At 56.7% G+C, this 24,752-nt stretch carries 23 protein-coding genes; 9 read left to right on the top strand and 14 right to left on the bottom strand.

All coding sequences use genetic code 11. The features are described from left to right. Positions 1 to 9: 9 nt before the first annotated feature. The gene (locus tag EDF81_RS17190; RefSeq protein ID WP_184999543.1) at positions 10 to 1,395 is read right to left on the bottom strand and encodes a methyl-accepting chemotaxis protein; all 1,386 of its coding nucleotides are present in this window, start codon (positions 1,393 to 1,395) and stop codon (positions 10 to 12) included. Between the two features lie 578 nt (positions 1,396 to 1,973). Between EDF81_RS17190 and flhD the strand changes: the two genes are divergently transcribed. The 3 genes from flhD to EDF81_RS17175 all read left to right on the top strand — a co-directional run bounded on the left by flhD (position 1,974) and on the right by EDF81_RS17175 (position 5,441). Continuing rightward, positions 1,974 to 2,321 carry a flagellar transcriptional regulator FlhD gene (flhD, locus tag EDF81_RS17185; RefSeq protein ID WP_123349371.1) on the top strand — a complete coding sequence of 116 codons (348 nt, stop codon included), beginning with the start codon at positions 1,974 to 1,976 and terminating at the stop codon, positions 2,319 to 2,321. A 10-nt stretch (positions 2,322 to 2,331) separates the two neighbouring features. Continuing rightward, positions 2,332 to 2,862, top strand: coding sequence for a flagellar transcriptional regulator FlhC (flhC, locus tag EDF81_RS17180; protein ID WP_123349545.1), 531 nt, complete (start codon positions 2,332 to 2,334; stop codon positions 2,860 to 2,862). A gap of 185 nt (positions 2,863 to 3,047) precedes the next feature. Beyond that, entirely contained in the window at positions 3,048 to 5,441 is a 2,394-nt protein-coding gene (locus EDF81_RS17175) for a haloacid dehalogenase-like hydrolase (protein ID WP_123349370.1), read from the top strand. Here EDF81_RS17175 and EDF81_RS17170 read toward each other — a convergent pair. From EDF81_RS17170 to EDF81_RS17155, 4 genes are all read right to left on the bottom strand, one after another. Further along, positions 5,414 to 6,178 (bottom strand): class I SAM-dependent methyltransferase, encoded by a 765-nt coding sequence (locus EDF81_RS17170; protein ID WP_123349369.1) that lies wholly within the window; start codon positions 6,176 to 6,178, stop codon positions 5,414 to 5,416. The genes EDF81_RS17175 and EDF81_RS17170 overlap by 28 nt on opposite strands. A gap of 110 nt (positions 6,179 to 6,288) precedes the next feature. After that, on the bottom strand, positions 6,289 to 6,645 hold the full coding sequence (locus EDF81_RS17165) for a DUF1971 domain-containing protein (RefSeq protein WP_123349368.1): 357 nt from the start codon (positions 6,643 to 6,645) through the stop codon (positions 6,289 to 6,291). 34 nt (positions 6,646 to 6,679) lie between these two features. Next, entirely contained in the window at positions 6,680 to 7,018 is a 339-nt protein-coding gene (locus EDF81_RS17160) for a DUF1869 domain-containing protein (protein ID WP_123349367.1), read from the bottom strand. A 10-nt stretch (positions 7,019 to 7,028) separates the two neighbouring features. Further along, complete coding sequence (locus EDF81_RS17155) at positions 7,029 to 7,361, bottom strand: DUF1971 domain-containing protein (RefSeq protein ID WP_123349366.1); 333 nt, start codon at positions 7,359 to 7,361, stop codon at positions 7,029 to 7,031. 265 nt (positions 7,362 to 7,626) lie between these two features. Between EDF81_RS17155 and EDF81_RS17150 the strand changes: the two genes are divergently transcribed. Further along, positions 7,627 to 8,217: a flavin reductase family protein gene (locus tag EDF81_RS17150; protein ID WP_123349365.1), complete on the top strand. Its 591-nt coding sequence runs from the start codon at positions 7,627 to 7,629 to the stop codon at positions 8,215 to 8,217. Here EDF81_RS17150 and EDF81_RS17145 read toward each other — a convergent pair. The 5 genes from EDF81_RS17145 to EDF81_RS17125 are packed head-to-tail and all read right to left on the bottom strand — an operon-like array spanning position 8,201 to position 13,786. Next, a complete protein-coding gene (locus tag EDF81_RS17145) occupies positions 8,201 to 9,187 on the bottom strand; it encodes an ABC transporter ATP-binding protein (RefSeq protein ID WP_123349364.1) in 987 nt (328 codons plus the stop codon). The genes EDF81_RS17150 and EDF81_RS17145 overlap by 17 nt on opposite strands. Next, a complete protein-coding gene (locus EDF81_RS17140; protein ID WP_123349363.1) occupies positions 9,184 to 10,155 on the bottom strand; it encodes an ABC transporter ATP-binding protein in 972 nt (323 codons plus the stop codon). The genes EDF81_RS17145 and EDF81_RS17140 overlap by 4 nt, the downstream gene beginning before the upstream one ends. Next, positions 10,152 to 11,096, bottom strand: coding sequence for an oligopeptide ABC transporter permease (gene opp4C, locus EDF81_RS17135; RefSeq protein WP_184999544.1), 945 nt, complete (start codon positions 11,094 to 11,096; stop codon positions 10,152 to 10,154). Before opp4C ends, EDF81_RS17140 begins: the two co-directional genes overlap by 4 nt. Continuing rightward, entirely contained in the window at positions 11,096 to 12,055 is a 960-nt protein-coding gene (locus tag EDF81_RS17130; protein WP_123349362.1) for an ABC transporter permease, read from the bottom strand. The genes opp4C and EDF81_RS17130 overlap by 1 nt, the downstream gene beginning before the upstream one ends. A gap of 54 nt (positions 12,056 to 12,109) precedes the next feature. Next, the gene (locus EDF81_RS17125; protein WP_123349543.1) at positions 12,110 to 13,786 is read right to left on the bottom strand and encodes an ABC transporter substrate-binding protein; all 1,677 of its coding nucleotides are present in this window, start codon (positions 13,784 to 13,786) and stop codon (positions 12,110 to 12,112) included. Positions 13,787 to 14,218: 432 nt separating this feature from the next. Between EDF81_RS17125 and EDF81_RS17120 the strand changes: the two genes are divergently transcribed. From EDF81_RS17120 to EDF81_RS17105, 4 genes are all read left to right on the top strand, one after another. Next, on the top strand, positions 14,219 to 15,892 hold the full coding sequence (locus EDF81_RS17120) for a methyl-accepting chemotaxis protein (protein ID WP_123349361.1): 1,674 nt from the start codon (positions 14,219 to 14,221) through the stop codon (positions 15,890 to 15,892). 222 nt (positions 15,893 to 16,114) lie between these two features. Beyond that, entirely contained in the window at positions 16,115 to 17,158 is a 1,044-nt protein-coding gene (locus tag EDF81_RS17115) for an extracellular solute-binding protein (RefSeq protein ID WP_123349360.1), read from the top strand. Continuing rightward, positions 17,142 to 18,824, top strand: a complete 1,683-nt coding sequence (locus tag EDF81_RS17110; protein ID WP_123349359.1) for an iron ABC transporter permease — start codon at positions 17,142 to 17,144, stop codon at positions 18,822 to 18,824. The genes EDF81_RS17115 and EDF81_RS17110 overlap by 17 nt, the downstream gene beginning before the upstream one ends. A gap of 10 nt (positions 18,825 to 18,834) precedes the next feature. Continuing rightward, positions 18,835 to 19,500 (top strand): ABC transporter ATP-binding protein, encoded by a 666-nt coding sequence (locus EDF81_RS17105; RefSeq protein ID WP_123349358.1) that lies wholly within the window; start codon positions 18,835 to 18,837, stop codon positions 19,498 to 19,500. Here the strand turns inward: EDF81_RS17105 and EDF81_RS17100 are convergent. From EDF81_RS17100 to EDF81_RS17090, 3 genes are read right to left on the bottom strand one after another with little or no spacing between them, the layout of a single operon-like run. Continuing rightward, complete coding sequence (locus tag EDF81_RS17100; RefSeq protein ID WP_123349357.1) at positions 19,497 to 20,363, bottom strand: ABC transporter permease; 867 nt, start codon at positions 20,361 to 20,363, stop codon at positions 19,497 to 19,499. The genes EDF81_RS17105 and EDF81_RS17100 overlap by 4 nt on opposite strands. Beyond that, on the bottom strand, positions 20,335 to 21,174 hold the full coding sequence (locus EDF81_RS17095) for an ABC transporter ATP-binding protein (protein ID WP_123349356.1): 840 nt from the start codon (positions 21,172 to 21,174) through the stop codon (positions 20,335 to 20,337). Before EDF81_RS17095 ends, EDF81_RS17100 begins: the two co-directional genes overlap by 29 nt. A gap of 18 nt (positions 21,175 to 21,192) precedes the next feature. After that, positions 21,193 to 22,170 (bottom strand): ABC transporter substrate-binding protein, encoded by a 978-nt coding sequence (locus EDF81_RS17090; RefSeq protein WP_260232723.1) that lies wholly within the window; start codon positions 22,168 to 22,170, stop codon positions 21,193 to 21,195. Between the two features lie 243 nt (positions 22,171 to 22,413). On the opposite strand from EDF81_RS17090, the gene EDF81_RS17085 reads away from it, so the two are divergent. Beyond that, a complete protein-coding gene (locus EDF81_RS17085; RefSeq protein WP_123349354.1) occupies positions 22,414 to 23,433 on the top strand; it encodes a malate/lactate/ureidoglycolate dehydrogenase in 1,020 nt (339 codons plus the stop codon). 18 nt (positions 23,434 to 23,451) lie between these two features. On the opposite strand, the gene EDF81_RS17080 is transcribed toward EDF81_RS17085, so the two are convergent. Next, positions 23,452 to 24,516: an iron-containing alcohol dehydrogenase family protein gene (locus EDF81_RS17080; protein WP_123349353.1), complete on the bottom strand. Its 1,065-nt coding sequence runs from the start codon at positions 24,514 to 24,516 to the stop codon at positions 23,452 to 23,454. Between the last annotated feature and the right edge of the window lie 236 nt (positions 24,517 to 24,752).

Raw genomic sequence — 24,752 nt, 5'->3', positions numbered from 1 at the left:
TTGTCGTGATTATCCCGCGTGATGTTCCGCGAACGGCGTTGAAGAAACAGCGACACGCTCTTCATCAAAGGTAAATATTTCAACAATATCCGCCAGCGTTTTTGCCTGCACATTCATCTCCTGGGTGATCGCAGACGACTCCACGACCAGTGCCGCGTTCTGCTGCGTGCCGGTGTCCATCTCATTCAGCGCTCTGGCCACCTGATTCACACCGAGACTCTGCTCTTCCGAGGCGTTGCTGATCTCTTTCATAATCGCGCTGACCTGTCCTATTGAAGAGACAATATCATTCATGGCCTGGCCGGCTTCAGAAACCTGTAGCGTTCCCTCATTCACATTCACCATCGAGCCCTGAATCAGCGAACCAATCTCATCGGCGGCCTCTGCACTTCGCCTGGCCAGATTGCGCACCTCAGAGGCCACCACGGCAAAACCACGCCCCTGCACGCCCGCCCTTGCCGCCTCAACGGCCGCATTCAGCGCCAGAATATTGGTCTGATTCGCGATGCCGTTAATCACGCGGTTGATCTCGGCAATTTGTCGGGCACTCTTATCAATTTTCGCCATGCTATCAATGACATTTGTCATTATTCCCGCGCCGGTTTGCGCCACCTCATTGGCCTTTGCTGCCAGGGTGTTTCCATACCGGGCGTTATCGGTGTTCTGCTCCACGGCCGTTTTGATCTGCTCCATATTGGCGGCGGTAAGCTGCAACGCGCCGACCTGCTGCTCGGTTCGCACAGAGAGGTTCTGGTTTCCCTGAGCAACCTCTTCGGCAATATGCTCTATCCGCGACGAGGCGGTTTTCATCGAGGAAGCGATATGGGTTAACGATCCCCGCATTCCGTCCAGTTCGGAGTGAATGCCGTTGATATCTTCGCGATAGTGGCTCTCTTCTTCGGTGAGATCTCCGCGAGAGATACGACGGATATTCTCTTTGATATCCCCGGTGATGGACAGGAAGGCTTTACGCAGAATGCGGTAAATCACAATAGATAAGATCAGCAATACCAGAATGGTTAAGCCGATAATCGTTTCAGCGGTGTCGTAAGCATCGTGAATACTCTCTTTTGTCCCCTGAACATCATACTTGAGAATCAGCCCACGGAAATCGAGGGCCAGTTTATCGAATGCCGCAATATTGGCTTTCGTGGGATCGCGCTTAACGTTGGCAATTGCCGCCTGCATTTCGTGGGTTTTCTGCCTTCCGCTTTCCGATTTGACTGGCGCAATGGCAACAAATTCGTCAAACATCTGCCAGGCGTTTTTCAATGAAGCGGCCCTCTCTTCTGGCGTTTCGCCCTCCTCATGTAGATAGCTGCTGGTCTTCGCCAGATAATCATGCTGGAAAAAGCCAATCGCGAAACTGTCAACACGTTCACTGATCGTCGCCATAGAATATAAAAAGCAGGCGGATATCAACAGGAAAAAAGTCAACAGCAAGACAAAGGTGCCGATAATTTTCCCTTTTAATTTATTCTTTTTAACCTTCATACAACCTCGCATAGATTTATCCCAGGCATTAACATTGAGCCCCAATAAGAATTACACTTCAGAAATTATTAAGCGCAGGAAGGAAATAGAAAGACCACACTAAATTAGCATTTACCTTCACGTCTCTCAATAAAAGGGAAAAAGAGAGAAAACAGCATTCGTGTTGGCTTTTTAACGAACGAGCATATCCTATTGATTTAACTCTTATTACGAATAAAAGCCCCTCAGGCTAGCACCATTCAGCTTCTGCAACGTAGTCTACCAGGATAAAACCCCGATATTTTGTTACTTATTTATGGCTTTACCCCGACTCATTTAATATCCATTGAGATTTATAATGCTATTTTCTGACCGTTATCGATACTACGTAGGTTTGGCGACAGTCATTGTTATGATGTCGTCACTGCGTGAAAAGGATTCACCATAAACACCAGGATGGAAATTAACAAGCAGGTTACAAAACCCAGGAGTAATTACAAATGCCCAACATTGAAGCTCAATATGAGCAAGTGCAAAATATCAATGATCTGAATCTGTCTTATCTGATGCTGGCACAATCTCTGATAAAACAGGACAAAAACGCCGCCTGTTTCCGCCTGGGTTTAACCGACTCGTTAATGGAGCTATTGAAAAATCTTTCCGCCCCGCAACTCATCAAACTCGCCTCAACCAATCAACTTATTTGTCAGTTGCGCATTAACAGTGAGGCGGTGATTGACTGCCTGACCAAAGACTCCCGCATTGATGCCCTGCAGCGGGTTCATACGGGGATCATCCTTTCAACCGACCTGCTCCATTCCCTGTCGAATCCCGGCAGTGCAGAGTGATATTAACGCGATGAAAGACCAAAGTATTCTCAGTGAAGTCAATGATATACATATCGCTATCGCGCTGATTTCCGCAGGCGCACGTATGCAGGTCCTGGAGAGTGAAACCGAACTCAGCCGCAGAAAATTATTGCGACTGTATAAAGAAATTAAGGGGTGTTCACCCGCGAAGGGCATGCTTCCCTTTTCCCCCGACTGGTTTATGTCGTGGGAACAGAACATCCACTCATCGCTGTTCTATAATATTTTCCTGTATCTGCATAAAACGGAAAAAAAACGCTCGGTCGAATCACTGCTGAAGGCCTATCAGCTTTATATTGAGCAGTGTCCGTGCGCAGCAGAGGAAAAACCAGTACTGGAAATAACCCGAGCCTGGACCCTGTTACGTTTTGTCGATTGCGGTATGCTTGAGGTCGTTTCCTGCTCGGGGTGTGGCGGAAGCTTTATTTCAACATCCCGTTACACCAACGCACTATTCACCTGCAGTTTGTGTCACCCACCGTCACGGGCCTGTAAGAAAAACAGTGCCACGACGCAATGATCCCTTAAGATATGTTTACCTTTGCCCACGCGGTGGGCAAAGGTAAATAGCTATTCAGCTTAACGCCTTAGTGAGAAATAAGCTGACAAATGTTTCCGCTACTCCGGCAATATCGGAGAAAACCCATCATGTAAAATACCCCTCGCGCTTAATTAAAAGCCAAGAAATCATTTCGGTAAATCCTCATGAAAAACACGTCTGTATCCTTCGACGACATTGAACAACAGTTCCTCAAGAGCGACGCGAAAGTCTTATCCCTGGACTGTTTTGACACGCTTTTCTGGCGTTACGTCTCGCGACCCTTTGATATATTTACCCGTCTTCAGCCCGGGCTGTGCCCAACCGCCCGCGCAAAAGCTGAAATGCTGGCACGAAGCAAAAAACGTCTGACAACCGGTATGGAAGAAGTCAGCATTGAGGAAATTTATTCGGAACTGAGCGGCCATCTCGATACCGGCGAACAGCAAAAAGTGATTGAGCGCGAGTTGGCACTGGAAATAGAGCATGGATTCCTTTTTCCTCCCGCGCTGGCGCTATTGCGGAAGGCAAAAGCGCGTGGTCTCCGTACTATCATCGTCAGCGATACCTATTTCAACGCGGAGCAGTTGCACCGTCTGCTCCGTTCGCACAGCGATGAACTCCCGACGCTTATCGATCATATCTACTGTTCATCGGAATTCGGCCACGGAAAATGCACCCAACTCTGGCCGGCCATCCTCGGCCAGGAGCAGATCGAGCCCCGGCACATTTTTCATGCGGGTGATAACTCCGAGGCTGATTTTACCCGCCCGATTGCGCTGGGTATTCATGCCGTTCACTTTAAACAAAATGAAGCCGCGATTGTCAGCATCCAGGCACAGCGCCAGGTCGCCGCCAGCATCCTGTTCCCGTCAAGCCACACGACTGCTCCCGTCCCCTCATTTTTCCACGCCTGCCATTCCATCGCCCTGCGCAACGAGATTAGCGGTGAAAAACTGACGGCCTGGACGATGCTCGGCCCAGTGATGTATGCCTTCGCCCATTTTATTAAGCAACAGCGCGATAGCCTCCCCGGCGTAAAGCTGGGTTTTCTGATGCGCGATGGCTATATGCCCCACGCCGCGTACCAGGCTCTCTTTCCGCAGGACACCGACGCCGCCGCACTGAAGATTTCGCGTTTTACCGCGATTTGCAGCGCATTCCATGACCGACAGAGCATCATTAATTATCTGAGCGAAAAGCTGCAGGGGATCACGAGGGTCACCCCTGCCGGATTTGCCCTGATGGCCCGACATCTGATGCTCAGCCAGGCGCGAAGCCAAAAAATCGAAGCCCGGCTGAAAAAGCGGAATTACTCTCCTGAATATCTCGGCAAGGCGCTGCTGGCCAACGATGTGGTACAGGAAACCCTCGCCCGCTCGGCAGCATTTCGCGGACGCCTTATTGCCCATCTGCATAATGCGTTACAGCTTCGGGCGGGCGATACGCTGATGCTGGTCGATTTGGGATACTCCGGCACTGCGCAGAATCTGCTGGCTCCTCTGCTGGAAAAAGCGCTGGGGATAACCGTTCGCGGATGCTATCTGATTGCCGCCTGGATGCCCGGCTGGCATAAAAACCGTACGGCAATGATGAATCCCGACAACGCCGATTTTCGCCTTATCCGTACCCTGACCCGTTTTATCACCTCGTTTGAAATGCTCTGCTCTTCACATGACTTTTCAGTCGTTGACTACAGCGAAGAGGGCGTTCCGCTCGGCGAAAACACGAGTCTGTCCCAGCCTTTTCTGCCGAAGATCCGCCAGATCCAGCAGGAGGCATTAACCTGCATACGTATGGCGGCCGGGCTGGGGATCCCCACCACTCCCGCATTATGGGATGCGGCGGCTATCGACCTTGCCCGCTATATCTATCTCCCTCAGGCAGAAGAAACCCACCTGCTTGCAGGCCTCAACTTTGATATCAATCTGGGCACGGACCTGGTCAAAAAGATGGTCGATGTAACGGAGGCTGTTGACTATATGCGCCGCTACGGCGCATCCCGCCTGACGATGGATGAAAACGATGAGAGCCGGACCAATCACGCTTCCGAACTGCGCAGCTGCGGGATGGAATACGCTCTGTCGCTTTTCGCCAGCGCGCGCTATGCCCTGTCATGGTCGATGGGCAATGGCACCCAGCGCCAGCAGGCTCTCGACGTGATGTTTGTTCAGGACAGCCAGAACGCCAGATGTGAAACCCTGCATGCCACCAGCACCTTTGACGGCTATTATTCACTCTATATTCCGCTGGTCACCCCGGAGCTGGCGATACTGGCAGGCAAAACCCTGCGCGATATGGAAATTCATAGCGCCAGCCTGGTCCCACAGAAAGCCCTGTACAAAGACCGGGAGTCCCGGCAGTCGCAGCCGCTGGTGCTGAACGAGGACTATTTTATTGATGGCGCGACACGTTCGAACAACCTGGTGCTGAATATGCAGGATGACAGTTTTCTCTATTTCCGGCCGCAGCAATGCCCGGAGCCGATGGTTTTACACCTGGTTTACCGGCCGCTGAATGAGAAATCCCCGGCTTATTTGCGCGAGCAGCAGGCAATATAGTTCAGCCGATGGCGGTTGCGGCGAAAGAAGCGGAACATCCCAAGAAAGCGCGCCCGGTTGTCACGAGTGCGCAGGCCGTTAAAGAGGATTTTTGCCGCGCGCGGCAGACCCTCATCGCGGATCAGCCCCGCCGGTGACATCAGGGACATCGCGCCGTGGTGGGTATCTACCGACTGGAAACCGCTGGCGCTAAACAGCGCTTTCCACGCGGGCTGAGTCATCGGGCTAACGTTGGATCTCACAATACTTTCCAGCTGCGTCTGCCTGCCCTCTTCCAGTCGATCGCTGGTGAACATAATGTCGTGGGTCAGCAGGCGACCGCCGGGCTTGAGCACCCGATAATATTCGCCAATCAGCCGGGTTTTGGCCTTGTCCACGTACATGGTCAGCATCGCTTCGTTAATCACCACGTCGAAGGCATTGTCGGCAAAAGGCAGCTTGTTGGCATTGGCCTCAAGCACCTGAATTTTGTCCTGTAGACCGGCGGCGGCAACGTTTTCCCGCGCCTTAATCAACGCGTTCTTATCCATGTCGATGGCGTAAATCGTGCAGCCAAAACGCCGGGCCAGTTCGATAGAGGTCGTGCCCATATTGCAGGCGACTTCCAGCACAATGCTGTCCGGCGTGAGCTGCGAATGACTGAATAGCCACTCCGTTGCGTCAACGCCGCCGGGCCGCAAGCGGGTTTTTCCCAGGCTGGCTAAGAAGGTGTGTCCGGCTTTCTCACTTGCGCTCATGGCTGCGTCTCCGCTCATAACGTGTATTTATAATGCAACTTATCATAAAAACGGGCGAATGCGAATGATTTTCATCAGGCAAAAAAAAGGGAGCTTTCGCTCCCTAAGGGTTAATTACGGTGGGTATTGACCACCTGGCCAATCCCTTTACCTTCCAGGGGTTCATCCGGGTCGGCAAAGAAATCGAGGTTGAAATAAGTGTCGTCGGTCAGCAGCTCAACGCGGTGCCAGTACTGGGGCGGGCTGATACCAAAATGCCCCGCCTCAATCACCACTTCGATCTCCGGCGTCTCATCATGCTCGTCGCGAAAACCGATATACTTCACCGCGCCCTGCATCACCGACAGCCGCCCGAAGACGCCCTTTTTGGTGTTGTGATGGGTCAGCAAAGCCTGAGGAACCGTCTGTTTGTTCCAGAACGGCGTGGACCGGGTATGACGGAAATTTTCAGGAATTTTTAACGCCATGGTGTGATCTCCAGAGTGCAGACATCCGTCGGGGCTACCAGCCGCAAACGTTAGTCTCTTCATCAGATTCGTAGCCGCGAACGATATTCACCAGATCCTTCACCGCATCCGCGACAATAAGGGGATCCTTCAGCTCCTGAAGGCCGTCAAAGTCATTATCCACCGACACCCCATTGTTTTTATTGGTGACGGTGAGGACAAAACCTTTGTCATTATTCGCGGCGGCCGGTAAACCGGCAAGCAGTTGGGATACGGCTTCAATCGCGATATCCGGCACGTATAATGACATGGGTTTCAGATAAATTTTTTCGCTGATTTCGCTGCTGCTGCGGTCAGTCACCGCTAAGGAATAACCTTTATTTTCCGCTGTCATAATGAGTACCTCAGCCTTCAATCAAAATTTTCGGATCGACATAAAAATCGACGCTGAATATTGTGTCATCGGAGAGTGCTTCTATTCGGTGCCATTTCTCTGGCGGAAAAACGCCAAACTCTCCGGCCTCAATGGTCAGGGTTTCAACCGGCTCCGGACTGGTTTCGTCGGCATAGCCGTAATAACGGATAGTCCCCTGCATCACGCTCAGGCGTGGGTAAACGCCCTGCCGCGTTCCCGCGTCGAGATGCCGCTGCCAGATGGACGCGGGGGCCGTTTCTTTGTTCCAGAACGGCGTGGTACGGGTATGGACATGGTTCGCTGGTATAACAATTCGCTGCATGTTTTAACCTCATTCTTTCCCGACCATCGGGTCTGGCCGGAGGGTAAAAACGTATGTTGCATATCATATACCTCTTTTTGAGATTTTGAATGATTTTTTTAATGGATATTTTTCGATAATTTTCAGAACGCCCGATAATAACAACAAAAAACAGTTACCTGCGGTTACCAAACGGGTTTTAAATACTCAGAAGGGGTTATTGTGAAAAAATGAAAAATGCGTAAAACAGGTGCCTGTTATTAATTAAAAATAGGGTCAGTCCGATATGAAAAAGAATGTAAAACTCAGTTCATTCTATTACGGCTTCCCGGTATTTCTCGTCACCACAACGGACGGTAATAACGGAAATGTTAACGTTTGCGCAGCCTCCTCATCTATTTCGCTGGGCGATAAAATTATTATCGGCATCAGCAAGGGCGGTAAAACGCACGCTAACCTGGTGGCCGGTTCCGACGTGGTGATCAACATTCCCGATCCTTCTCTGTGGCAAAAAGTAGAAGCCATCGGCAGGCTGACGGGCGGCGATAGCCTGTCGGAAGGCCAGATCAAGTGGGGCGTGGAAATTTGCCACGATAAGCTCGCCAAAACCGGGCTAAATACGGAAGCCTCCACGGCCGTTGCCCCGCCGCGCATCGCCGAGTGCCCTATTCAGGCCGAGTGCAGGCTGGTCGGCACCACCGATAAGGGTCGCTTTATCCTCGCCGAACTGGATATCGTCCATACCTGGATCGACACCGGCCTGCTGAATGAGGATGACACCGTGGACTCCGCCAAATGGAAGCCGCTGATCTACAACTTCCGCGAATACGACACCACCGGCGACACCCTCGGTTATAACCTTAAGTACGGTCATTAGTCCCGTCGACCAGATGGCAGGCCACCCGGTGCGCATCGCCCACCTCCCGAAGCGCCGGGATCTCCTGGTGACAGCGCGCGCTGGCCTGCGGGCAGCGGGAGGAAAAGCGGCATCCCGACGGCGGGCGTGACGGATCGGGGATTTCACCTCTCACTACCTCAACCGGCTCGCTGTCCGGGTCCATTGTGGGAACGGCCGCCAGCAGGGCCTGGGTGTAGGGATGCAGGGGTCGGCTAAAAAGCGTATCCCGGCTGGCGGTTTCTACCAGCTGCCCGAGATACATCACCGCCACGTCATCACACAGATGCTCCACCACGCCGAGATCGTGGGAGATAAACAGAAAGGTCACGCCGCGTTCATCGCGCAAATCGGCAAACAGATTGATGATCTGCGCCTGAATCGAGACGTCGAGGGCGGAAATCGGCTCGTCGGCGATAATAAAATCCGGGTTCAGGATCAGGGCCCGCGCAATGCCGATCCGTTGACGCTGACCGCCGGAAAACTCATGGGGAAAACGGTTATAGTGCTGCGGGGCCAGGCCGCAAATCTTCATCACCTCAATAACCTTGTCCCGCAGTTCCGCCCGGGTGCAGAGCTTATGCTCCAGCATCGCTTCACCGATGGCGTCGCCGATACGAATGCGCGGGTTCAGGGAGCTGTAAGGGTCCTGAAATACCAGCTGCATTTTCGGCCGCAGCGCCCTGAACTCTTTCGCCGTCAGATTTTCCAGCGCCCGGCCGCGATATCTGACGCTACCGGCGGTTTTATCGTACAGCCCGAGCAGCGTGCGCCCGACGGTGGTTTTGCCGCTGCCGGATTCGCCCACCAGGCCGAAAATGGTGCCCTGACGGATCTTAAAGCTGACGCCGTCGACCGCACGCAGCTGGCCGGTTTCCTGACCAAACAGCCCGTCGCGCAGCGGAAAGTGCATTTTCAGCCCGTCTACTTCAATCACATATTCACTGTTCATAACTCAAGCCCACTGTAAAAACACGCCGCTTTCCGCCTCTGACCCGCAAGCGGAGGGATCCCCTGACGGCAGCGCTCCGTTGCCCGCTCGCAGCGGTCGGTAAACGCGCAGTACGGCGGCAGATCGGCCAGATCCGGTACCTGTCCGGGAATGGAGTAGAGCCTACGACGACGCTCGCCGGGAACAGGCCGGGAGGCGATAAGACCGCGGGTATACGGATGCAGCGGCTGGCGCAGAACGTCGGCGGTCGGTCCCTGCTCGACAATGCGCCCGGCGTACATCACCACCACGTACTCCGCCATCTGAGCGATCACGCCCAGATCGTGGGTGATCAACATCAGGGCCATACGGTGCGCCCGGGCCTGATCCCGCAGCAGGCGCAGGATCTGTGCCTGGACGGTCACGTCGAGGGCGGTCGTGGGTTCGTCTGCAATCAGCAGCTGTGGCTTACAGCTCAGCGCCATGGCGATCATAATGCGCTGCAGCATTCCTCCCGAGAGCTGGTGCGGATACGCAGCCATCAGGCTTTCCGCCCGCGCCAGTCCGACCTCGTTAATTAGCGTAATGGCCTGCTGCCAGGCGTTTTTCGCCGACAGGCCGCGATGGCGGATTAACGGTTCACAGAGCTGCTCCCCGATGGTCAACACCGGATTCAGGGCGGTCATCGGCTCCTGAAAAATCATCGCCAGCTGGTTACCGCGCAGGTCGGCCATCTGCGCGGGCTTCAGCCCGAGCAGATTCTGGTCCTGAAAGGTAATTTCCCCGCCGTCGATACGCGCCGCCTGCGGCGGTAACAGGCCCATCAGGGCCATGGCCGTTACGCTTTTGCCGCAGCCGGACTCGCCGACGATACCCAGGGTCTGCCCCGGCATAACCGAAAACGACACATCCTGCACGGCGCGAACCCGGCCCTGCTCTGCCGCAAAAGAGACGGAGAGGCGGTCAAAGTGAATTAAGGGTGCGGTCATTTCAGCCCCCGCTTCATTTTTGGATCGAGCGCATCACGCAGGGCGTCACCCAGTACGTTAATGACAATTACCGTGATAAAAATGGCGATGCCGGGCGGCATCCACAGCCATGGCCTACGCTGGAAATCGATCAGGCTGTTGGCAGCGTCCATCATATTGCCCCAGGAGGGCGTGGGCGGCACCACGCCAAGGCCGAGATAGCTGAGCGCCGATTCGGTCAGGATGGCGTTGGCCACCGCCATGGTGGCCATCACCACCAGGATGGGTACCGTGTTGGGCAGCAGATGGCCAAACAGACGCCGACGTGGAGAGAGGCCCAGCACCCGGGTCGCCAGCATAAAATCACGCTCGCGCAGGGAGAGGATCTGACCGCGTACCAGCCGGGCCAGCTTCGGCCACTCCAGCAGGCTGAGCATAATCACCACCATCCAGATCCTTGATTCCGGCGAGAAATCCAGCTCCGAAAGCATGGCCCCGGCGACAATCAGCAGCGGCAGGCTGGGAATGGTCATCACCAGATCCGCCAGGCGCATAATCAGCTTATCGGTCAGCCCGCCCGTATAGCCCGACAGCGCCCCGAGCAGATAGCCCAGTGCCACCGACAGCAGCATGGTCAGCAGGCCGATAATCAACGAGATCCGCCCGGCCAGCAGCAGGCGGGTATAGACATCGCGCCCGAGAAAATCGGTGCCCAGCCAGTGCTCTGCGCCGGGCGGCTTATTGATCATCAGGGCATCGGTCGCATCATCCTTCCACGGCGACCACAGGGGGCCGAGCACGCACCAGATGGCCATCACCACCAGCAGGAGCAGGCACAGCATCGCCAGCCGGTTGCGGCGCAGCGCCTGCCAGGCCTGACGCCAGGGAGAAGGCGTTGCCTGCGCCATCGCCGGAATGGTCGCCTTACGCAGGCGACGGGTCGAAAACAGGGTGCTCAACATTATGACCTCACCCGAATGCGCGGGTCGGCCCACGCGTAGAAAACATCGGCAAGCAGATTACCCAAAATCGTCAGCACCGCCAGAAACAGGGTAAACCCCATCAGCACCGGATAGTCGCGGGCGGCCAGCGAGTCGATATGGATATGCCCTGCGCCCGGCCAGTTAAAGACTTTCTCGGTGATAATGGCCCCGGAGAACAGCCCCGGCAGCTCAAACCCCAGCAGCGTGATAATCGGCAATAGCGCATTGCGCAGGGCGTGTTTGAGGATCACCGTACGCTCGCGCAGCCCTTTGGCCCGCGCGGTGCGGATAAAATCCATCTTCACCACGTCCAGCATACTGGCGCGGACATAGCGGGTCAGGCTCCCCGCCTGCAGCATCACCAGCGCCAGCACCGGCAGAACCAGATGCGCTGCGACCTGCATCACCCACCCCCAGCCGCTCTCGTCGCTGCCGGTATTGGTCATGCCGCCAACCGGCAGCCAGTGCAGATCCACCGCGAACCATTTGATCAGCAGCAGGCAGAGGAAAAAAGTGGGGAATGACATGGCGGCAAACACCAGCACGCTGACCAGATAATCAAACGCCGAATTTGGTCTCAGCGCCGACACCACGCCCACCGTCAGCCCGATCCCCCAGTAGAACACCAGCGCCACCGACGCCAGCAGGAAGGAGTTCCAGATGTACTGGTTCAGCAGCGTACTGACCGGGATTTGATACTGTAACGAAAAGCCCAGGTCGCCCTGCAGCAGCTGGCCGAGCCAGTGCAGATAGCGGGTCAATAAAGGCTGGTCGAGGCCGTAGATGGCCTTCAGCTCGGCGGCGCGGGCCACGGTCAGGGTGATATTGCCGTCGATAAAGTCGCCGGGCGTTTTGGCAAACAGCATAAAAATGATAAACGAGGCAAGAAACAGCATCGGCAGGGTTTGCAGCAGACGCCGCAGGATAAAATTTCGCATCACGTTCTCACGGCAGCGGCCCGCTTATCACGGGCCGCTGCGAGTATGGCTGAGTTACTTAACAATCTTCACATCCGGCAGGCTGCCGGTCAGTCCGTTATAGATATCCGGCTTAAAACCGGTCACGCGGGCGCTGCTCGCCGACAGGATCTGGCGATAGCCCAGCAGGATCACCGGCGGATCGTCCGCCAGCACTTTGTAGAGCTGGTGATAGATAGGCTTGCGTTTTTCCACGTCCAGCTCTGCGTTACCGGCGTCAATGAGCTTATCGACCTGAGGATTGTTATAGCCCGACTCTTTCGCTTCGGTGCTGTAGAAATCCCAGACGCCATCATGCGGATCGTTCAGGGTGCTGGTGCTAAAGGAGGCCAGGTCATAGTTGCCTGATTTACGCTGCGCCATCAGGGCGTTGAAATCCACCACCTGAGGTTTAAGCACCACGCCGATCTGCTTCCAGTTCTCTTTAGCAATCGGGATCAGCGCATCGTTAAGCACTTTTTTGCTCGCCAGCAGGGTCAGCTCCAGACGCTTGCCGTCCTTAACGCGGATCCCGTCCGGTCCCGGCTTCCAGCCCGCTTCATCCAGCAGCTTCTCTGCCTGAGCTTTATCGTATTTGTAGGGGTTCACGCCTTCCGGGTTATAGGCCCAGGAGATCGGCGCAATCGGCTCAATCGCCACCTTGCCATATCCCTGATAGACCACGTCGATCAGCTTCTGGCGATCGAGGCCGTAAATCAGCGCCTGGCGGACCTTCACATCCTGCAACGCCGGGCGACGAACGTTAAATTCCACTTCGCTGTAGTCGCTGGAGCCGTAGAGATTGATATTGGCAAAGCCGAGCAGCTGGAGCTGTTCAATATCGTCCGGACGCGAGGTAAAGGCGTCGTAGTCCGTCTCACCGGTCTGGAACAGCTGGAAGTTGGTTGACGGGTTGGTTATCCGGTAGATAAAGCGCGCTGTCGGTGGCGTTCCGCGATAAAAATGGGTATTGGCGTGGAAGCGGATCTCCTGGCCGGGGATGTACTTCTCATAGACATAAGGGCCATTGCCCAGCGGTTTGCCGTGCAGGGTACGCAGATAGTCGAGATTGCCGCGCTGGTACTCTTTCCCGTAGTACGCCTTCGACAATACCGGGCCACCGATTTTAGACAGGGTTGTGGCCCCAGGCTGAGTGGTGGTGACCTGAATGGTTAGCGGGTCAATGACCTTCAGGCCGCTGACGCTGTCGGCTGTTCCGGCCTTATACTCTGCCCCGCCAAGAATATTGGCCTGGGTGATATCAATATCACCGTCATATTTCGGGTCGTAGAGCACGCTAAGGGTAAAGGCGATATCTTCCGCGCTCAGCGCTGAACCGTCGCTGAACGTCAGGTTCGGGCGCAGCTTAATGGTATAGGTCTTGCCGTCCGGGCTGACCGTCCAGCTCTCGGCCAGGCCAGGCACCAGATTACCGTGGCTGTCCCAGTCGATCAGACGTGAGAAAATGACGTTGGTGACATTTTCATCCCAGCCGTTAACAAAAAAGTAAGGGTTAAAAATCCCCTGCGGCTCGGAGATCCCCGCGACCACGGTATCCTTGCGCAGTTTTGCTGCCGCAGGCACCTGACTTGCGTCCGTCGCCGGAGTAATGCCCGTTTTAATCTCATCGGCAAAGGCGGCAGAATTAAACGCCACGGCGCCGCCAAGCAGCGCGATTTTCAGCGCAAGGCTAAAGCGCGTGGGTTTTGTCATTAATGCGTTCAGTAAGCTGGCCAAAAGCGTTCCCTCATCAAAGAATTGCGGCGGAAATTGACAAATCATGACAAAAGATAAGGGTGCTCTTCCCCTGCTGTCCAACAACGAAAAGGCATGACTTATATTCTTTATTTCCATAGGAAGGGCAGCAGATAACACATATCTTTTAATTATATTAATGACCTTATAATTACGTCCTCCGGTTCACTCGGGTAACTATTCACAATGTAATAACCCACAGGGTAAACAACCTTATCCGAAACTCCATATCCCATTATTTTCTAATACCTTTTTGTTCTTAACAAAAAAGCAACTCGGGCCGATGAAATTTATGGCTCGTGTTTTTCACGATCCCGGTGCTATCACCGTTTTTTTATTTATCGAGGTTCCTGCACTGCATTCTTTTAGCAACATTTACCGGGGTTATATATGCAATTAGTAAGTAGTCTTAGAATTAAAGTGGTCATGATGGCTATTTTAATTATTTTCACGCTGATCTGGGGCGGAGTGTCGTTCTTTTCTCTGCACTCGTTGAGCAACCTGACCAAAGAGATCGCCCTCACCAACGTTCAGCAGGTGAACGGCGATATCATCAACAATGCCAGCGACCGCTACTATCAGGTCAAGCTGGCAATGGACAAGGCGATGGTGTATCAGGCCAGCGGCGATGCCGCCAACGGCCAGAAAACGCTGACGCAGATCGGTAAGGATATCGACTTTCTCCAGGGCGGGCTGGATGCCTTTAAAGTGACGGATCACGCCAATATCAGCAGCGCCTCCATCGACAGCATTTACAACAGCTCTCTGACCCTCTTTAACGAAGGGATCAAACCGATGTTTGAGGCGGTAAAGGCCAACAATGCGGAGAGCTTTACCCGCCTGGCCAATGAGAAATACAGCCCGCTGCGCACCGGTTTTACCGAGGCTATCGTGGCCTATAACCAGGAGATCCAGCAGCTGAAAGCGGCGGCAAACGACCGCATTGGCAGCTGGGTATCCCTGTCACGCACCATCATTATTATTGCGATGGTGATCGGTCTCGCGGTGCTGGTGATGACCGAACGTTACCTGGCGCTGTTTATGGGACGCTCGCTGGAATGGGTCAAAAACCATCTGCAGGTGCTCTCTGAAGGCAAGCTGGATAAACCGACGAAGGATCTCGGCAAAAACGAGGTCGGGCAGCTTATCCCCTTCCTCGATACCATGCAGTCCAACTGGGTGAAAACCGTCACCCAGATCCGCAATACCGCCGGGGATATTTATCAGGGCACCAGTGAAATTGCGGCCGGGAATACGGATCTCTCCTCCCGTACCGAAGAGCAGGCTGCAGCCCTGACGCAGACGGCGGCCAGCATGGAAGAGCTGAGCGCGGTCGTTAAGCAAAATGCCGATAACGCGGGTGAAGCCAGCGTGCTGGCAAAAGCGGCCTCAACGGCAGTGAACAAAGGTGAAGAAATGGTGCAGTCGCTTATCGACAGCATGAAGAACATCACCGGCAGTTCGCAGAAGATCAGCGATATTATTAACGTGATCGACAGCATTGCGTTCCAGACCAATATTCTGGCGCTGAACGCGGCCGTTGAAGCGGCCCGCGCCGGCGAGCAAGGCCGCGGCTTTGCCGTGGTCGCCAGCGAAGTGCGTAACCTGGCCCAGCGCAGCGCGGGTGCGGCGAAGGAGATCAAAGGCCTGATCGACGAGTCCGTCACTAACGTTAACAACGGTTATCAGCAGGTTTCTCTCACCAGCGAGTCGATGGACAACATCCTCAAATCGGTCACCAGCGTGACGGATATTATGGGTGAAATCGCCTCAGCCTCGACGGAGCAGAGCAAAGGGATCTCTCAGGTCGGGACGGCCATTTCCCAGATGGACAGCGTCACCCAGCAAAACGCAGCGCTGGTGGAGCAATCCTCCGCGACCTCTGCCTCGCTGGAAGAGCAGGCTTACCGCTTAACGGAAGTGGTCTCGGTCTTTAAGCTGCCGGGCGACGCGCCGGGTGCGGGCCAGCCACAGGCGCGAAAAGTGAAAACCGCAGCCAAAAGCCCGGCGCTTGCCAGCACGGGTAAACCACGTGCTGCCGACGCAGAATGGGAAGCCTTCTGACGCACGCGTAACCCTCCACGGATGCAGAGTTCTGCATCCGTTTTTCCTGCCTCTCATTCCCGGTTTGTATCAACAAATGTAATTAAAGTTTTGTAAATGTGAATTTCTGTGCCCGTCGCAAGATTGTAGACAAGAGTGATTATCATTTAAGGTATCAGTTGCACACTGAAATAGTTCACCTGTTGAATTAATTAGACCGCTAACCACTCTGGAAATCACTCAATGAAACAGTTTGCTTTGCCTCGCACCGGACTGCGCTGCATCACGCTGGCATCCGCTCTGATTGCACCCGTTAGCTTCTCCGCCCTCGCCAGTGACGATCTGACGCTGTACACCACCCGCGAACCGGGCCTGATCCAGCCATTGCTGGATAGCTGGACCAAAAGCAGCGGGATCAAGGTCAACACCGTCTATATCAAGGACGGGATGCTGGAGCGCGTGAAAGCCGAGGGGCAAAACTCCCCGGCCGATCTGCTGATGGCCGTCGATGTTGGCAACCTTGTCGATCTCGTCGAGGCGGGCGTGACCCAGCCGGTAGAGTCTGAGGCGCTGAAAACGGCGATCCCGGCCAACCTGCGCGGTGAGGATAACCAGTGGTTTGCGCTGTCCATGCGTGCCCGCGTGCTCTATGCCGAAAAAGATCTGCCGATCGATAACTGGCACTACGAGCAGCTCGCTAACCCGGAGTACAAAGGCAAGGTCTGCCTGCGCTCCGGCCAGCATCCGTACAATACCGCGCTGGTCGCGGCGATGATTTCTCACCACGGCGAAGCCAAAACGGAAACCTGGCTGCGCGGCGTGAAGGATAACCTGGCGCGTAAAGCGACCGGCGGCGACCGCGACGTTGCCCGCGATATTCTTGGCGGTATCTGCGATATGGGCCTCGCCAACTCCTACTATGTCGGCCAGATGAAGAGCGCCAAAGAGGGCAGCGACGCCCGTAAATGGGGCGACGCCATCAAAGTCGTGAAGCCGACCTTTGAGCAGGGCGGAACCCACGTCAATATCAGCGGTGCGGCCGTTGCACGCCATGCGCCAAACAAAGATAACGCGGTCAAGCTGATGGAGTATCTGGTCTCCGCTCCGGCCCAGCAGATCTATGCCAAAGCGAACTACGAGTTCCCGGTGCTGAAAGGCGTGGCGCTGGACCCGATTATCAGCGAGGCCATCGGTGAGATTAACGTCGACAGCATCCCGCTGACCGAGATTGTGAAACACCGCAAACAGGCGAGCCTGCTGGTAGACAAAGTTGGATTCGATCAATAAATCGTCGGGTTTAACCACGATCCGCGGCCTGGTTTCCGGGCCGCAGTCGCTTTTTACCCCGCTGCATCTTACCGCAACCCTGATTGCGCTGGGCGTCTGCGCCCCGATTCTGGCGCTGGCCTGGCAGGCGTTCCACGCCGATCTCTCCCACTGGGAAAACCTGCTGCGCTTTGTGCTACCCAACGCGGCGATCAATACCGCACTACTGCTCTCCGGCGTGGCGCTGATGGTCACCTTTATCGGCGTCGGCTGCGCCTGGGCGGTGACGGCCTGGGATTTTCCCGGCCGCAGAATTCTGAGCTGGGCACTGCTGCTGCCGCTGGCGATGCCCACCTATATCGTCGCCTTTGCCTGGCTGGATCTGCTGCATCCTATTGGCCCGCTGCAGACCGCCATCCGCTGGCTGCTGGGATACGACAGCCCGCGTCAGTTCCGCCTGCCGGACCTGCGCTCTCTGACCGGCGCGATTTTGCTGCTGGGGATGGTGCTCTACCCCTACGTCTATTTAACCACCCGGGCGATGTTTATCAGCCAGCCGGCCAATCTGCTGGAGGCGGCAAGAACGCTGGGCTGTAGCGCGACCGGTGCGTTTTTCCGGGTGGCATTGCCGATGGCGCGTCCGGCGCTGGCGGTCGGGCTAAGCCTGGCCCTGCTGGAAACCCTTAACGATATCGGCGCGTCGGAATTTCTCGGCGTCCAGACCCTGACGGTCACGGTTTATACCACCTGGATCACCCGCTCCGACCTCGCCGCAGCGGCGCAAATCGCCTGTCTGATGCTGGTGCTGATTTTCGCCATTCTGTCGCTGGAGATTTATGGCCGCTCGAAGCAGGGATTCAGCAGCCGTAGCAGCCGTGACATTGCCCCTGCGAAAGTGGACGGCTGGCGCGGCAGAGTGCTCTGTTCCCTGGTGGCCCTGCCGGTGGTGCTGGGTTTTGTCGCCCCGGTCAGTTTCCTTGCCTGGGAGAGCGCAAAACGGTTGATGGATGAAGCCCCCATTTCTTCCCAGTTGCTGGGTGCCCTGCAAAACACCCTGACCCTGGCCGCAGGCGTCACCCTGGTGGTGGTTGCGGTGAGTATGATCGTGGCCTGGAACGCACGAAATATGGCGATGGGCAATCCGGCTCCGCGCGTGCGTCGCGGCGTGATGCGACTGGCTTCGCTGGGCTACGCGGTACCGGGAACTATTCTGGCGATTGGCTTCCTGACGCCGGCGATGGCGATGGACAAGTGGCTGGCGGACCTGCTGGGAATGCGGGGTCTACCGCTGATGTCGGCGGGCGTGCTGCTGGTTATCTGCTGCGCCATTCGCTTTCAGACCATTGCTATCGGTGCCCTGGATTCCGGGCTGGCGCGCATTCCACCTTCGCTTGAGCAAGCCTCACGTTCGCTGGGTGAAAGCGGCGGCGGCACCTTTGCCCGCGTTCACTTTCCCCTGCTGCGCCCGGCCCTGGTCAGCAGCGCCCTGCTGGTGTTTGCCGACGCGATGAAAGAACTGCCCACCACGCTGCTGCTGCGCCCGGTGAATTTTGAAACCCTCGCCACCCTGCTCTACGCCGAAGCGGCTCGTGGCACTTATGAAGATGGCGCCGTGGCCGCCCTGTTGATTGTGCTGGCGGGCGTCCTGCCGGTGATCCTGCTGATGCGCCATCAGATGCGACGCTAAGGAAGAGATAATGTCAGAGATTGCGCTACGTCTTGAGAATATCCACGTTGCCTACGGCGCAGGCCTGCAGCGGGTACTGAACGGTTTTTCTCTCTCGCTGCGCAAGGGCGAGCTGACCTGTCTGCTGGGCGCATCCGGCTGCGGGAAAACCACCGTCCTGCGCGCCATTGCCGGGTTTGAGCGGGTCAGCGAAGGCGATATCTGGATTGCCCGCCAGCAGGTTGCGGGACACCGGCTGCATCTGCCGCCGGAGAAACGCCAGACTGGAATGGTCTTCCAGGAGTATGCCCTGTTTCCACATCTGACCGCCGAAGAGAATATCGCCTTTGGCCTGCGTCGCCTGCCCCGCGAACAGCAATCGCAGAGAGTCGATACGCTGCTGAAAATGGTCGAGCTCGGCAACCATGCCCGCCACTATCCCCACCAGCTTTCCGGCGGGCAGCAGCAGCGCGTGGCGCTGGCTCGTGCCCTCGCGCCCCGACCGCAAATCCTGCTGCTTGATGAGCCTTTCTCCAGTCTCGACAGCCGCACGCGGGAGCGGATCGGCATCGAGGTACGGGATATTCTGCGCGAAGCGGGCCAGACGGCGCTGATGGTCACCCATAGCGAAACGGAAGCGCAGATGATGGGCGGCCATATCGGCCAGGTTCATCAGGGCCAGTACCGGGCGCTTTAGCGCTGCATACCCCAGCGCTTAACCGTGGCCTTCTCGAGGGTCGAAAACACCACGCCCTCAACCAGCAGGCCGATAATAATCACCGTCGCCAGCCCGGCAAATACCCGGTCGGTAAAGAGTTCATTGCGGTTCTGGAAGATATACCAGCCCAGCCCGCCCTCGCCGCTGGAGGCACCAAACACCAGTTCGGCGGCAATCAGCGTGCGCCAGGCAAAGGCCCAGCCAATTTTCAGCCCGGAGAGGATCGACGGCAGCGAAGCCGGGATCAGGATCGTCAGGACATAGCGCGGACCGCTCAGACCATAGTTACGCCCGGCCATACGCAGAGTTTCCGGCACGCTGCTAAACCCTGACCAGGTATTCAGCGCGATGGGCCACATAACCGAGTGAACCAGCACAAACACCAGGCTGACGTTGCCCAGCCCAAACCACAGCAGCGCCAGCGGCAGTAGCGCAATCGCCGGGAGCGGGTTCAGCATCGCCGTTAAGGTGCTGAGCAGATCGCGGCCAAACCGGGTGGTGATCGCCAGAGCGCTGGCCACCAGCGCCAGCGCGCTGCCGATCAGATAGCCTTTCAGCAGGGTACTCAGAGAATTGACGATCTTCTCCGGCAGCTCGCCGCTGTGCATATCCTCAATAAACGCCCGCAGGGTATCCACAACCCCGGGCAGCATCAGGTCGTTTTGCTGATAGCGGGCCGCCGCTTCCCACAGGGCCAGCACCAGCACGACCACCACGCCTTTGCGCAGCCAGGTCTGGTTCCAGAGTCGTCGGGAGAGCGGCAGCGCTTCATCGACGGCGACATCGCGCAGCGGGGTCAGGCTACGCTCGTATTCAGGACGAATGAACGGTGGCAGTGACATAATCCGGCTCCTGACTCGCGGAAGGTAATGGGGTGTTCACGGCGGGCGGGAACAATAATTGGTGTATATGGCTGGCTGCCGACTGAAAGGCGGGGCTGCCGAAATCATTCAGGCCAAACTGGTGGCAGTTCAGCTCGGCGCGTACCCGGCCTGGATGAGGCGAGAGCACCAGGATGCGGCTGCCGACCACCAGCGCTTCTTCAATCGAGTGGGTGACGAAGAGCAGCGTAAAGCGTTCCTCTTCCCACAGGGCCAGCAGCTCCTCCTGCATGGTTCGTCGCGTCAGGGCATCCAGCGCGGCAAAAGGTTCGTCCATCAGCAGCATCCGCGGGCGCATCGCCAGGGCACGGGCAATGGCAACCCGCTGCTTCATGCCGCCGGAAAGCGTGTGCGGCAGGGCATCCGCAAAGCTGGCCAGCCCGACCTTATCGAGAAAATGCAGCGCCTGCTCACGCGCCTCGGCTCGCTTCGCCTTGCGGCTGGCCAGCAGCGGGAACATGACATTCTCCAGCACCGTTTTCCACGGCGGAAGCTGGTCGAACTCCTGAAAGACCATCATTCTGTCGGGACCGGGTCCGCGAATATCGCTGCCTTCCAGAGCGATCTCACCGCGCAGGGGCTGGATAAAACCGCCCACGGTTTTGAGCAGGCTCGATTTGCCACAGCCCGACGGTCCGAGCAGGATAAAGCGATCCCCCGGCCAGACGTCAAAGCTGACGTCGTGGGTGGCCCGCACCCGCCGCTCGCGTGTGCGGTACTCGATATCAAGCTGCCTGACCTGCAGCAGCGGCTCAATGGTGGCCTGTGGCATATGCCCTCCTGCTTCGCGTTAGCTGCCGGGATTTTCCCAGGCATCGTTAAAGAAATAGTCTTTCCAGGACCCGGCTTTGTTCTTGATAACGCCCAGCTCCTGGAGCTTTTCGGCGTAGACAAAGGTCCGCTCTGGCGACACCGTAAAGCTGATTTCCGGATCGTTGACAATCTTCTGCACCAGCGACAGCGGCAGGCGCGACTTCTCAACCCGGATATAGGTTTCCGCTGCGGCGTTCTTATCGGCATTGATAATCTTCGCCGCCTCGCTCAGCGCGCGATAAAACGCCCGGTAGGTTTTCGGGTTTTCATCGTGGAATTTCTGCGTGGTGTAGAGCACGTTAAAGGTTGCCTGTCCGCCCAGCACGTCATAGGAGCTGAGGATCTTATGCACGTTGTCATGCTCCAGGGCCTGATACTGGAACGGCGGGCTGGAGAAGTGGGTGTTAATCTCCGAACCGCCGGCAATCAGCGCCGCGCTGGCGTCCGGGTGCGGCAGGCTGACGCTGATCCGGTCGAAACGCTTATAGTCGGCGTTGCCATAGAGTTTCGCGGTTTCGATTTGCAGGGTCCGGGACTGGAAGCCCACTCCGGCGGCGGGCACCGCGATGCGGTCTTTATCGCTCAGATCGCCTACGCTTTTTACCGCCGGATTGTTGCTAAGCAGGTAGTTAGGCATCGACCCGAGCGAGGCGATGGCCTTAACGTTCTGCCGCCCGTGGGTGCGATCCCAGAGCGTCAGCAGCGGCGGCACGCCCGCCGAGGCCACGTCCAGCGCGCCGGAGAGTAGCGCCTCGTTCATGGCCGTCGCCCCGGAAAGCGTGCGCCAGTCCACCTCTATCTCCAGCCCCTCTTTTTTGCCCTCTTTTTCAATCAGATTCTGGTCCCGCACCACGTCGAGGATCAGATAACCAATACCAAACTGCTGCGCAATACTGATTTTCCCTTCCGCCTGCACCCCACCGCTGAATGTCGCGAGGGTCACGGCAATGGCCATTCCGGCCAGGAGCTGCTGACGCTTTTTCATCTATTTTCCCGGAGATATTTGGCTAAAGGGAAAACATTGGCGATATTACCCGTAAAAAAGAAATGATTTAATTGGCATTGCTTATACCCATTCTGGAAATAAACTTCCATTGTCGCCAGATGGCACAGCTAAGTTATTTTTCATGGTTATGTTAAAAAACCATTCTGTTTATAGTCGGGACTCAGATTTATTTTAACCCGATAAGGTTACCCTATGCCGGTACTCAGCGCGCAGCAGCTACGAACGCTGTTACAGCACCATCTTTTGCGGGTGGATACCCCCGCCGATACCGCCCGTCAGGTGGCGGATAACCTGGTCGAGGCCTCGCTAAAAGGCCACGATTCCCACGGCGTCACCCTGTTGCCCCGCTATATTCAGGCTATTGAGGCCGGGGATCTCAACCCCCGTGGCGAACTGCGCCTGCTCCGCGATGAGGGCGCGCTGCTCTCTTTTCACGGCCAGCGCGGCTTTGGCCAGGTGCTGGGCCAGAAAGCGATGGATGCGGGTATTCAGCGGGCGCGGGACTACGGGGTCGCCATCATCGGCATTGCCGAAGCGCATCATCTGGGGCGTATCGGGGCCTGGGCTGAACAGGTAGCGGAAGCCGGTCTGGTTTCCCTGCACTTCGCCAACGTCAGCGCCCCGTCGGCGGTATTGCCCTTTGGCGGGCAGCAGCCGCGGCTGGGAACAAACCCGCTCTGCGTCGGTATTCCACGCGCTCAGGGCGATCCGGTGATCCTCGATTTCGCCACCAGCGCTATCGCCGGGAATAAAGCGCGCATTGCCTGGAATGAGGGCCGTCCGCTGCCGGAAGGATGTGCGGTGGATCATCTTGGCAATCCCACCACCGATGCAGGCAGCCTGATGCAGGAGCCACGCGGCTCTCTGCTGGCCTTCGGCGGGCACAAAGGGGCCGGGCTGTCGTTAATCTGTACCCTGCTGGGAGCCGCGCTGACCGGCGGCCAGACCGAGAGCCACCGCTTCCCGCCGCGTCCCGGCATTATCAATAATATGCTGTCGATTCTTATCGATCCGCTGCGTTTAGGGGCCGGAGAGCAGTATCAGCAGGAGGTGGAAGCCCAGCTGGCATGGATCCACTCCTCCGGCGGCGAGGCGCAAATCCCCGGCGAGCCGGAGGCGCGCCACTACGCCCGTCGCAGCGTCGAAGGTATCTCTGTGGATGCGGTGAGCTGGCAGCAGTTTATCGATCTGGACCCGGCCCGACCGCTGTAATACGGCGGGCCGTTTTCTTCAGAAGGCGTGATGGCTGGCGTGCAGCGCCCGCTCAATCGCGCCGGAAGAGACATCGAACGGCAGACGTTTTGCCGCCGCCGGGGAAAGCGCCACGTCGCGGGCGATATCGGCAAACGCCGCGGCGCCGAGCGGAGCGAGAGTGAGCGGCATATCGTACTGGCGCAGAAACGCCAGCAGTTCCGGATCCGGCCCGGTATCACCCCGCTCAAGCAGGGACTGGACCAGCAGACAGTAGCCGACCTTCTCCCCGTGCAGCCAGTGGTGTAGTTCAGATTCCCAGGTCAGACGGTTGTGGATGGCGTGCGCCACGCCCGGCGTGGGCTTGTCTTCGCGGATACTGTTGGCCATTCCGGCCATCGCAATGGCGGCATCAATCACCTGAACCAGGGCTTCGCTGACCACGCCCTGCTGGTTATCGCGCAATGCCTGCGCCCCGTGCTGACGGAAGGTTTCCAGCGCCTGGCGGGCGGTCTGCACCTTCAGATTAAGGGCCAGGCTGACCGGCTCCAGCCGCTGATACGGGGCAAACTCATACCATTTTGCCAGCGCGTCCACGATGCCCGCCTTCAGGTAACGCACGTCGGAGGCGGCAATAATCTCGCTGTCCACCAGCACCGCTTTCGGGAGTTTATCCAGCAGCAGACGGCGCTGATAGCGCCCGGCATCGTCATAAATAATGCTCAGGGGTGACCAGGCCGCACAGGTAGCCGCGATGGTCGGAAAGGTGACGGATTCCGTCTGCGGCAGACCGTTAGCCACCGCTTTGGCGGTGTCCAGCACCCGACCGCCGCCGACGCCCACCACCACGCTGGCATCCAGCTCAACGGCACGCTGAGTCAACCGGGCAATTGTCGTCTCCGAGCATTCGCCGTCCATGATGTCGACCTGCCAGCGCACGCCGTGCTGACGCAGGCTCGCCTCCAGCGCCGGACCGGTTCGCGCCCAGGCCTGCGGGCTGGTAATCAGTAAAACCGTCTGGCCCAGCCCGGAAATGATTTTCCCGGCTTCATGGCGCAGCCCGGCCTGATGGTGATAAGTCTCCGGTGATTTAATTGCCAGCATGGTCCTGTCCATAATAATGCGTTATCGGGAACGCGATAAATTAAAGAGAATTCATTCATGCTACGGCATTAATAATAATGTGCAATCCGCCGTTTCGGCTTTCATTTTCATTATTTCTGCTATCTATAGATAAAAACCAGATAAGGGGGCAAAGCGCTTGCATTTAAATACCCTGAAGAAGACGATGAAACACAATATCTCCCTCAGGAAATAACCTGGTTAATGACAGGCGTACA

The sequence above is a fragment of the Enterobacter sp. BIGb0383 genome, assembly GCF_003751845.1.
GTDB lineage: Bacteria > Pseudomonadota > Gammaproteobacteria > Enterobacterales > Enterobacteriaceae > BIGb0383.
The sequence above is the reverse complement of the archived record's forward strand: the minus strand, read 5'-3'. Positions and strand labels throughout refer to the sequence as shown.